Source organism: uncultured Mucilaginibacter sp. (genome assembly GCF_903913935.1).
In the GTDB taxonomy this organism is placed as follows: domain Bacteria; phylum Bacteroidota; class Bacteroidia; order Sphingobacteriales; family Sphingobacteriaceae; genus Mucilaginibacter.
The window spans coordinates 1-11,061 of record NZ_CAIWNH010000316.1 but is presented as its reverse complement, the minus strand read 5'-3'; the positions used below and the strand labels follow the sequence as shown (position 1 = coordinate 11,061).

Annotated in this window: 10 protein-coding genes; 6 read left to right on the top strand and 4 right to left on the bottom strand. The window is 44.5% G+C overall.

Annotated features, from left to right (window positions below; translation table 11 throughout):
• The first annotated feature begins 122 nt into the window (after positions 1–122).
• The gene (locus tag QZY09_RS12350; protein ID WP_295672805.1) at positions 123–356 is read left to right on the top strand and encodes a hypothetical protein; all 234 of its coding nucleotides are present in this window, start codon (positions 123–125) and stop codon (positions 354–356) included.
• Between the two features lie 108 nt (positions 357–464).
• On the opposite strand, the gene QZY09_RS12345 is transcribed toward QZY09_RS12350, so the two are convergent.
• The 3 genes from QZY09_RS12345 to recJ form a co-directional block, all read right to left on the bottom strand.
• Positions 465–1,985 (bottom strand): GH3 auxin-responsive promoter family protein, encoded by a 1,521-nt coding sequence (locus QZY09_RS12345; RefSeq protein ID WP_295672803.1) that lies wholly within the window; start codon positions 1,983–1,985, stop codon positions 465–467.
• 3 nt (positions 1,986–1,988) lie between these two features.
• Complete coding sequence (lptB, locus tag QZY09_RS12340; protein ID WP_295672801.1) at positions 1,989–2,735, bottom strand: LPS export ABC transporter ATP-binding protein; 747 nt, start codon at positions 2,733–2,735, stop codon at positions 1,989–1,991.
• 104 nt (positions 2,736–2,839) lie between these two features.
• Positions 2,840–4,543 (bottom strand): single-stranded-DNA-specific exonuclease RecJ, encoded by a 1,704-nt coding sequence (gene recJ, locus QZY09_RS12335; protein ID WP_295672799.1) that lies wholly within the window; start codon positions 4,541–4,543, stop codon positions 2,840–2,842.
• Positions 4,544–4,962: 419 nt separating this feature from the next.
• Here recJ and QZY09_RS12330 point away from each other — a divergent pair, with 419 nt between their 5' ends.
• Entirely contained in the window at positions 4,963–5,733 is a 771-nt protein-coding gene (locus tag QZY09_RS12330) for an MBL fold metallo-hydrolase (protein ID WP_295672797.1), read from the top strand.
• Here the strand turns inward: QZY09_RS12330 and QZY09_RS12325 are convergent.
• Positions 5,730–6,152 carry a response regulator gene (locus tag QZY09_RS12325; RefSeq protein ID WP_295672795.1) on the bottom strand — a complete coding sequence of 141 codons (423 nt, stop codon included), beginning with the start codon at positions 6,150–6,152 and terminating at the stop codon, positions 5,730–5,732. The two genes, QZY09_RS12330 and QZY09_RS12325, sit on opposite strands and share 4 nt — an antisense overlap.
• Positions 6,153–6,335: 183 nt before the next feature.
• Between QZY09_RS12325 and QZY09_RS12320 the strand changes: the two genes are divergently transcribed.
• The 4 genes from QZY09_RS12320 to QZY09_RS12305 form a co-directional block, all read left to right on the top strand.
• Positions 6,336–8,762, top strand: coding sequence for a zinc-dependent metalloprotease (locus QZY09_RS12320; RefSeq protein ID WP_295672793.1), 2,427 nt, complete (start codon positions 6,336–6,338; stop codon positions 8,760–8,762).
• Between the two features lie 87 nt (positions 8,763–8,849).
• Positions 8,850–9,866 carry a Gfo/Idh/MocA family oxidoreductase gene (locus tag QZY09_RS12315; protein ID WP_295672791.1) on the top strand — a complete coding sequence of 339 codons (1,017 nt, stop codon included), beginning with the start codon at positions 8,850–8,852 and terminating at the stop codon, positions 9,864–9,866.
• A gap of 43 nt (positions 9,867–9,909) precedes the next feature.
• Entirely contained in the window at positions 9,910–10,398 is a 489-nt protein-coding gene (locus QZY09_RS12310; protein ID WP_295672789.1) for a thioredoxin domain-containing protein, read from the top strand.
• A 25-nt stretch (positions 10,399–10,423) separates the two neighbouring features.
• Positions 10,424–11,061, top strand: a 638-nt coding sequence (locus QZY09_RS12305; RefSeq protein ID WP_295672788.1) for a carbon-nitrogen hydrolase family protein, incomplete at its 3' end; no start/stop codon positions are given.

Sequence of the window (11,061 nt, the reverse complement as noted above, 5' to 3'; positions counted from 1 at the left end):
TTTTGAAGGTGATTTTTTAAAACAGGTTGACAAAAAAACATCTTTTAAGGGCAAAAATTAGGCTATTTTATGAGTTTTAAGACACCTTTTTAGAGGCAAAAAGTATTAAAAATAGGTGCGGTATGGTTTTTATTTTGGGTACTTTTGGATTTTTCGATATTATAACAGATACCGAGGTAAAGCAGAAAGGATTAGGCGCTTTATTGGATGCGCTGGGAGAGGTAGATGCCGAACGTTTTATCACTTTGCTCAACAGGGACCCTTTTGATTACACAACGTGGCAAAGAAATTTATTTGAGAACATGGATATCAACCAAATAAGTAAAAAAGCTATGGAATTGAAAAACGGAGCTTAAGTACCTGAGCAATCTAGCGCGATGATCTATATAACTTAAGCTATTTTTGCCGAAACGTCAGTTGCAGCTTCTTCGGACTTCCGGACTTTACTGACTTCCGGACTAATCTTACCCCACCAACTCCATCATCTTTAAAATAGCATCCACATATTCGCGGTTGTTGGCCAGGCGCGGAACTTTATGCTGTCCGCCAATTTTACCCCGTTCTTTCATCCAATTGAAGAATGTGCCTTCAGGCGCTTTGCGTACAATGGGTCGGCGCAGGGCCATATCTTTAAACCGCTTGGCGTCATAGTCTGAATTGATACGGCGAAGGGTTTCGTCCAGTAGATCAACAAACCGTTCAAATTCGGCGGGCTTTTTTTCAAATTCGATGATCCACTCGTGGGCACCGCTTTCGTCGCCGTTAAAATAAACCGGAGCGGCTGTGTATTCGCGAATGACGGCCCCGGTTTGCTGGCAGGCTTCGTCCAAGGCGCGTTCGGCATTGTCGACAATTAATTCTTCGCCAAAAGCATTGATGAAATGTTTGGTGCGCCCGGTAACCTGGATCCGGAATGGAAATTTCGAGGTAAACCTGACGGTATCGCCGATCATATAACGCCAAAGGCCGGCATTGGTACTAATGATGAGTGCGTAATTCTTATCCAGTTCCACTTCATCCAGGGTAAGGGTATTTGGATTTTCTTTATGGAGATCCTCCAAATGCAAAAACTCGTAAAAAATACCGTAGTCTAACATTAGCAGCATCTCCCCGGGTTCACGGGTATCCTGGATCCCAAAAAACCCCTCAGAAGCGTTGTAGTTCTCCAGGTAGTACATGTCATCGTTAGGGATCAGCTTTTTAAACTGCTCGCGGTATGGGGTAAAGTTTACCGCGCCATGGAAATACATTTCCAGGTTGGGCCACACTTCCAGCAGGTTTTTTTTGCCGGTTATTTCCAAGATCCGTTTAAACAGCAAAATATTCCAGGTAGGCACGCCGCTCAGGCTGGTTACATTTACACCGATAGTTGCATGAGCCATTTTCTCGATCTTTTCCTCAAAGTCCTCCAGCAAGGCTATATCCATATCGGGTGTGCGATGAAGTTCGGCCCAGAGCGGGAGATTTTTCATCAGCACGGCGCTCAGATCGCCAAATGAAGTATCAGCATTTAGTTCACTTACCTGGAAGCTTCCTCCAAGGGTAAGGATCTTGCCGGTGAACATTCTTGAATTGGGTTGGTTATTAAAATAGATGGTCAGCAGATCTTTACCACCCTTAAAATGACATTCCTCCAGCGCTTCTTCGCTTACCGGGATGAACTTGCTCCTGTCACTGGTGGTGCCTGACGACTTGGCAAACCACCTGATCTCCGAAGGCCATAAAACATTTTGTTCCCCCTTCAGCATCCGTTCGATGCAGGGCTTCAGCGTGTCGTAGGTTTGTATAGGCACGCGCTCTTTAAAGTCGTGCAGGGTGAGGATACTTTTATAGCCGTACTTTTTACCCCATTCGGTGTTTTCGGCGCTGCAGATCAATTGCTCAAACCATTCCTCCTGTACTTCGTTGGGATATTTCATAAAAAGCTCTATCTGGTGGATACGCTTTTTCATGAACCAGGTAAATACGGAGTTAAAGATTTCCATAGGCTACTTAACGTGATCGAACGTTTTTCTTTTCAGCACAAAGTTGGCGCCCAAGTAAACCTTACGCACCATTTCGTTGGCGGCCAAAACTTCGGGCACCCCTGATTCCAATATTTTTCCTTCAAAAAGCAAATAAGCCCTGTCAGTTATCGAAAGGGTTTCCTGCACATTGTGATCGGTGATCAGGATCCCGATGTTACGCGTTTTTAATTTAGCAACCATAAATTGGATTTCCTCCACCGCAATCGGATCAACGCCGGCAAAGGGTTCGTCGAGTAAAATAAAATTAGGCTCGGCTGCAAGCGCCCTTGCAATTTCGGTACGGCGGCGTTCCCCGCCTGACAACAGGTCGCCACGGTTGCGGCGTACCTTATGCAAACTGAACTCATCGATCAGTTCTTCCAGTTTTTCTTTTTGGCGTTCTTTGCTCATGTCGCCCATTTCCAATACCGCTTTTATATTATCCTCCACAGAAAGTTTCCGGAAAACAGATGCTTCCTGCGCAAGGTAGCCGATGCCTTTTTGGGCGCGGCGGTACATCGGATCATTGGTGATATTTTCATCATCCAAAAAAATCTGGCCCTCGTTTGGCTTTATTAAACCAACGATCATGTAAAACGAAGTGGTTTTACCTGCGCCGTTCGGGCCGAGTAAACCTACGATCTCGCCCTGCGCCACATCAAACGACACGTCGTTTACAACTGTACGCTGTTTGTATTTCTTTAATAAATTATCTGCTCTTAGAATCACTGATTACACTGATTTAATTTTTGATTTCACCGATTATACAGTCGGCACTTCTCCTATTTCTTACGATTTTTGGCGGTCTTAAACTAATCTCTGGTCCCCAACCTCTAATCACTAAACCGAATCCCTTTTATATTTAATTGTATAGAACGTTTTTCCCGCCAGATATTTTCCTCAATGGTATAACAAATATCAAAAGGGACATCTTTTTTTAATTTAGGCAGGTGTTCGCCCTGTCCGAAGGCTATACTTTCAAACCCTGGCGAGCCTTTCTGGATCACCGTCATCTTCACATGACTTTCTCCCACCAGGCCAGCTACCCCGCTAACATACACATTTTTGCTCAGGAAAACCGGTGCCATATTTTCAGGCCCGAAGGGTGCAAACATATTTAATAATCTGAAGAATTTCGGTTCGATCTGGCTTAAATGCAATTCAGCATCTATTGTGATCTGCTGGATCAGTTGCTCCGGCTTAATGGTTGCGCTTACCACTTCTTCAAAACGGTTGGCAAAGGCCTCCACGTTTTCGGGTTGCATGGTAAGGCCTGCTGCAAATTTATGGCCGCCAAACTGTATCAGCAGGTCGCTGCAGCCGCAAAGCGCCTCATAAAGGTCGAACCCCGGTACTGAACGTGCCGAACCTGCCACATGACCGTTTGAGCGGGTGAGCACTATGGTTGGCCGGTAATATTTCTCGGTTAATCGCGAAGCAACAATACCGATGACACCTTTATGCCAATGCTCATTAAATACAACAGTTGAGTTCCGGTTGATCAGTTCCTCATTGTTATCAATAATACTCAATGCCTCATCGGTAATAGAAAGGTCGTGCCCCTTGCGTTCGGTATTTTTTACATTGATGAGCAGGCTTTTTTCTTTAGCCACTTCAACATCAGTAGTAATCAGCAGTTCGACAGCGTGTTTGGCATCGTCAATCCTTCCTGCGGCATTAATGCGGGGGCCCAATAAAAAAACAACATCGGATATGGTATAATAAGTACCTCGTCCGGCGACTTCCATTAAAGTTTTAACCCCAATGGATGGATCTGAATTGATTTTTTGAAGACCCAGGTGGGCCAAAATCCGGTTCTCACCGGTAATATGCACGATATCGCAGGCAATGCTGATGGCGACGAGGTCGAGATAGCACGTAACCTCCTCTAAAGGGATCTCATTTTTTTCGGCATAAGCCTGGATCAGTTTAAAGCCAATACCGCAGCCCGAGAGTTCTTTGTATGGATATTCGCAATCGGGCCTTTTGGGGTCGAGTATGGCAACGGCGTCAGGCAATTGATCTCCCGGCAGGTGATGGTCGCAGATGACAAAATCGATACTTCTTTCATTTGCATAGGTGATCTTATCAACCGATTTAATACCGCAATCCAACGCAACAATCAATGTAAAACCATTTTCGGCGGCATAATCTATCCCTTTGAACGAAATACCATAGCCTTCCAGGTATCTGTCGGGGATATAATATTCGAGGTTATTATAGCGCTTTTTGAAGAAACTGTAAACAACCGATACGGCCGTTGTTCCGTCAACATCATAATCGCCAAATACCAGGATCTTTTCGCCCCTTGATATTGCTTCTTCTATCCGTATAACTGCTTTTTCCATATCCTTCATCAGGAACGGATCGTGCAACAGTCTTAAGTCGGGCCTGAAGAAAAGCCGGGCATCTTCGAAGGTTTTTATACCCCTGCTGATGAGCAAGGCGCTTAACACCGGGTCGATATTGAGGGCTATCGCCAAGGATTTTACTTCCTCGTGATCAGCGTTATCCCGTAATGCCCAGCGTTTATTCATATCTTTGCTAAAAAACAGTAAATATAGAGGAAAATTAGTGAATAGTGAGTGGTGAACAGTGAGTAGTGAGTGGTGAAAAATAATTATCACCGCATAGCGATGGGTTCAAACCTTGAGTGTTCGAAACAAAAAACAATTGCAGCTACCCTCTTTTTTGCTTGCAAAAGAGAGGGTCGACCAGCGGAGCATAGTCGGGGTGAGTCAACCCCGGCGGACATTACCGCCAATGCATGGCGGCGAGTTTACTTACCACGGATTCGCTTCGTTCTCCGACCCTCTCTACGGCAAGCCGTAAAGAGGGTAAAAAAAAGTTCCGAACACTCAAGGTTTCAAACCCATCGCTATGGAAAATTCCCGTAAATATTATTTTACACCATTTCTATTTCAATAATCGTTTTCTAAAAAGGATCATAATATCAATGAAAATACATGCTTTGTGCGAGGGCTCTTATTCAGTAGATGCTACCAAAAAGTTTATCCCTTTTAACCCCGAAATTGATAATTACCGCGACCGTCCGGCTTCTCTTTTTATCCATGTAAACCCTTTCCTGGTTGAAACGGATGATGAACTGATCGTTTTGGATACCGGTCTGGGCTATAAGGATACGCGGGATGAATTAAACATCCACCAGCATATTATGAACGCGGGATATAACCCTGATGAGGTTACGCTTGTGCTGATGACACACCTGCATTATGATCATTCAGGAGGGCTTGTTGTTGAGCGTAATGGCAAATTACGGCCCAGTTTTCCGAATGCCAGGCATGTGATACAAAAACAGGAGTGGGAAACAGCGATGGCCGGTAAATCATCATCCTATCATAAAGAGATTTTTGAAGCATTGGCGGCCAGCGTTGAACTGGTGTTTGTTGACGGATCGGGCGTTTTGCAACCGGGCATCCGGTATGAATTATCAGGCGGGCACTCCCCTTTTCACCAGGTTTTCTGGTTGGAAAGCGAGGGCGAAAAATGTTTTTTTGGCGGCGATGAACTACCTGAGCCCGAACAGCTGATCAGGAAATTTGTTGCCAAATATGACTATGACGGCCGTAAGGCTATGCAATTACGCGAAGAATATGGCAAAATTGCCGCAGAAGAGGGGTGGACATGCTTATTTTACCACGCCAAATCGTTGCCTGTTGGAAAAGTTGGCTACCTGGATGATCATTTTAAAATTGACCCTGCTTAAGCGGGGTCTTCAACTTTAAAAAGCTCGACAATTTTATCTACGTTAAGGGGTTTTGAGATAAAGTCCTTTACCAGTGGGTATGATCTTGCTTTGTTGATATCGTTGCTGAATACCGAAGATGAGATAATAAATATTTTGGTTTTACCCAGGGGATCGATATTCAGGCGGTTATATTCGTCCAAAAATTCCCATCCGTTCATAATGGGCATATTTATATCTAAGAGGATATAATCAGGCAATTTAGCCGGATCATTCCTTTGGATCTCAACCAACTGATCAATAGCGAATTTACCGTTAAGGCAAGCCATTATCTCAGTGTTTAATAAAGCCTTTTTTATTAATTTAATGGAGATGAAGTTGTTTATTTCGTCGTCATCAACCAGTAACACGCTAACGGATCTGCTATTATAGTTCATCATACAGTATTTATGTTGCTTTATACGCAACCAGAAATTAAAAAGTTTAAACCTTTTTAAAAATAATTAAAATCTTTCAGAGGCATTTTAAACGGGGGTGCGTTTATGGTTTTGTTACCATCCCATTAAATATTGGTTAATATAAATAAAAGTAATATTTTAGTTTCTTATTTCAAAACCTTAATCGTGAAAAAAATACAACTGATCCTATTGTTCATTTTAAGCACTATTTTACATGTTAAAGGGCAAAAAACAGGGAAAATAGACTCCGTAACCCAAAAGTTCAAATCGTACAAAGGGTATTTTAATTTTTACTGGGACGAAAAAAATGGCAGGATCTTATTAGAGGTAGATAAATTTAATACAGAATTTTTATATATAAACTCATTACCGGCAGGTGTCGGTTCAAACGACCTTGGTTTAGACCGCGGCCAGATTGGTGGAAGCAGGGTTGTTAAATTTATACAAAGCGGGCATAAGGTGCTCCTGATCCAACCCAATTACGACTACAGGGCAATAAGCCAGAATGCAAACGAACGAAAATCAGTTGAAGAAGCGTTTGCACAATCAGTTTTATGGGGTTTTAAAATAGAAGCTGAAGAAAATGACAAAGTTTTGGTTGACTTTACCCCTTTTTTACTGAGAGATGGCCATCACCTTGCAGATAAATTGGCCGGCGCGGACCAGGGAGATTATAGAGTGGATGAATCAAGGTCGGCTATCTACCTGCCAAATACAAAAAACTTCCCGCAGAATTCGGAATTTGAAGCCATCGTCACACTTGCAGGGAAAGCCAAACCCAATGCCAAAGAGATCAGGTCGGTTACACCCGATCCTGACGCGATTACGGTACGGATGCACCATTCATTTATACAGCTACCTGACAGTAATTACAAACCGCGCAGGTTCGACCCGCGTTGCGGGCTTTATGATGTTAGCTACATGGATTATGCCACGCCGATTGATGAACCTATCGTAAAGCACCTGGCTACCCGCCACCGGCTTGAAAAGAAAGACCCGGCTGCAGCAATGAGTGAGCCTAAAAAACCTATCATTTATTATGTGGACCCGGGAGCGCCGCCACTTGTAAAGGAAGCACTGCAGCAAGGCGCCTCATGGTGGAACCAGGCTTTTGAAGCCGCCGGGTATAAAAATGCGTTTCGCGTAGAAATTTTACCGGATACTGTTGACCCAATGGATATCCGGTATAACATTATCCAATGGATCCACCGCTCAACGCGGGGATGGTCATACGGAGAATCCATAACTGATCCCCGCACCGGCGAGATCATTAAAGGCCAGGTATCATTGGGTTCGTTGCGCGACAGGCAGGACTTTTTAATTGCGGAAGGACTGCTGCAACCCTATGAAGACGGGAAAACGGCAGATACCACCTTAATGCATATCGTATTTGCCCGCCTGCGCCAGCTTGCCGCACATGAGGTTGGCCACACCCTGGGCCTGCAACACAATTTTGCAGCGAGTGTAAATAACAGGTCGTCGGTTATGGATTACCCATCCCCATTATTCAGTTTGAAAGCTGACGGAACAGTCGACCTTTCAAAAGCATATGCCACCGGGATCGGCGGCTGGGATAAACGCGTTATTCTGTACGGATACCAGGATTTTGCGCCGGGAACAAATGAGGATAAAGCCTTAAAAGAGATCATCAGCGAAACACTGAAACAAGGCTATTTGTACATTACCGATGAAGATGCGCGCCCGGAAAATGGCGCCCATCCGCAAGCACACCTCTGGGATAACGGCATTAATGCCGCCGATGAGCTGAACAGGTTAATGGTTATCCGCAAACATTTGCTGGATAATTTCTCGGAAAAGGCGATACGGCCCGATGCGCCAATGGCTATGCTGGAAGAAGTTTTGGTACCGGTATATCTTTTGCACCGTTACCAGGTGGAAGCGGCATCAAAAATGCTGGGAGGTTTGTATTACACTTATGCTATTAAAAATGACGGACAAACAGTCACTAAACTAATTGCGCCTGCTGATCAATGGAAGGCCTTTGGGGCACTGATGTCGACCCTGAGTCCTGACGCTTTGGCCTTGCCTGAAAAACTTATTGAAAAAATTCCTCCGCGGCCAGATGGTTATCCGCGTACGCGGGAATTATTTAAATCGCGTACAGGGTTAACTTTTGACCCCATGGCGGCGGCTGAATCGGCGGCGGGCACCACCATTGAATTTATGCTTAATCCCCAGCGAGCCGAACGACTGGTTGAATATAAATCGAGAGACAATACGCAACCAGGCTTGATACCCGTAATTGACAAACTTGTTGCCCAAACTTGGAAAGCGCCGCAGCAAGCGGGCTATAAAGGCGAACTGCAACGACTTGTGAATAGCCTGGTATTGAAACAGTTGCTCACTCTTACTGCCGACCCGCAGGCAGCCGAAAGCGTGCGGGGGATAGCATTAATGGAGATCGATGGCCTGAAAAAATGGATGCAGGTGAGGATAAATACCGCTCCCGGAGATGAAAAGGCAAGCATTTTATTTGGCTTATCACAAATTGAAGCGTTTAATAAAAACCCTGACCAGTTTAAACCTGCACCGGTATTAATTATGCCTGACGGAAGCCCGATAGGAGACTAAGCGCGCCGGTACCTGTAATTAGAAATGAGCATAAGTGTAAATTATTAAAGGGCAATGTGCATATTTACACCGCAATTCAAATAAACGATGTCAACACCAATTGTTACCGGCCTGATGGCCTACGGAATGTCGGGCAGAATATTCCAGGCCCCATTTTTAACCACTAACCCCGGCTTTAAATTTAAAGCGGTAGTGGAAAGGCACGAGAAAAAAGCCGGCTTAAGGTACCCGGATGTGATCAGCTATAATTCCGTTGATGAATTGCTGGCCGATGAGGAAATTGAGCTGGTTATTGTGAATACGCCGGGCAATACCCATTTTGAGCTCACCATGAAAGCCCTGAATGCCGGCAAACATGTATTGCTTGAAAAACCCGCAGCCACAAATGGCGCTGATGTAAAAACGATGTACGACCTGGCTAAAAAGTTAAACCTGCATTTATTGGTTTACCAGAACCGCAGGTGGGACAGTGGCTTTTTGCAGGCAAAAGAGGTAATTGAAAGCGGCAGGCTGGGACAATTGATAGAAGTTTATTTCAGGATGGACCGGTACAAACGCGCGCTCAGCCCTAAAATATTTAAAGAAACAGCTGCCACGCCCGGCGCGGGACTAGTTTACGACCTGGGGCCGCACCTGATCGATAATGTGATCTGCCTGTTTGGCAAACCGCTCAGCTTCACTAAAACGACGGGAATTTACCGCGAAGGATCGGAAGTACCTGATTATTTTACCTACCATTTTATCTATCCCAACCAATTGAATGTATTTGTTACTGCAAGCCTGCTTATTGCCGAAGTACTGCCCGGCTTTGCTGTGCACGGCACATTGGGGAGTTATGTAAAAGACCGGTGCGACGTGCAGGAAGCCCAACTGGACGGCGGTATGCTGCCAACCGACCCAGCCTACGGCATTGAACCCGAAGGCAGCGAAGGCAAGCTGGTGCTGATGGATTTAAATAATAAACCAAACGTTGAACGGATAAAAGCGCCAAAAGGCCACTACAACGGTTTATTTGACGCGGTGCATCATACCATTCGCCAAAACGCGTTATATCCCATAACTGAAGAACATATTGCCTGGCAATTAGAATTGCTCGAAGCCTAAAAAAATCGTAACTATGTGGCACAATGACCTGCAAATGAATTTTATGAAGAAATTACTTTTATTTTTTGGAATGATCATCGCTGCGGGTTGCAGCTCAGCACAAAACAAACCTATACCTGCATTTATTCCATCTTACCATATTTTAACTACCGACAGCGTATATGTAACGCCAACCAATCTAAAAAAGGACAAGCCGGTATTGATCATTTATTTTGCGCCGGATTGCAGCCATTGCCAGCATTTGATGTATGAATTGAAGCCCAAAATGAAGGACTTTAAAAACACGCAGGTTATCATGATCACTTTTGTGCAGCAGATCCAGGCCATCCGTAATTTTGTGAGAGATTTCGACCTGAAAAAATACCCGAACTTTACAGTCGGAACTGAAGGTTACTCGATGGTGGTTCAACGTTTTTACGATGTGCATACCACCCCGTTCACAGCGCTTTATGATAAAAATAAAAAGCTGGTTAAATCGTGGGAAAAGGCGCCAACTGCGGATGATTTAACTAATGAAGTAAAAAAACTCTGACAGAAAGTTGAATTAAGCCGATCCTATGAAAGTAGCGATAGCCTCTCCTGCATTTCCAAAGTCCATTGAAGATGGATTAACTAATTTGCAGCAACTGGTAAAAGAAGCTGCGGCACAGCAGGCGGATATCATCTGTTTCCCGGAATCGTATCTCCCCGGCTATCCGTTGGAAGAGTTTGAAGTGGAAACAGCTACGCCCGAAAATATGCAGGCATCATTGGATAAAGCCTGTAAAATAGCATCTGAAAATAATATCGCCATTATATTGCCGATGGATTGGTACTCCCCAAAGGGTAAATTCAATTTAGCGCATGTAATTTCAAAAACGGGTGAAGTGTTGGGCTATCAAACCAAAAACCAACTGGACCCCAGCGAAGATCATATATGGATAGCCGGTACCGAACGCAGCATTTTTGAAGTAGACGGGGTAAAGTTTGGCATTACTATTTGCCACGAAGGGTTCAGGTACCCTGAATCAGTAAGATGGGCCGCCAGGAACGATGCCAGGATCGTTTTTCATCCGCATTGTTCAGGAAGCGATAGTAATATTGATGAGGAACTGACTGAATGGGGCGATAAAAACAACCCCTACTATGAAAAGGCGATGATGATGCGGGCGCTGGAAAACACCATCTATTTTGCCAGTTCTAACTACGGGATGCG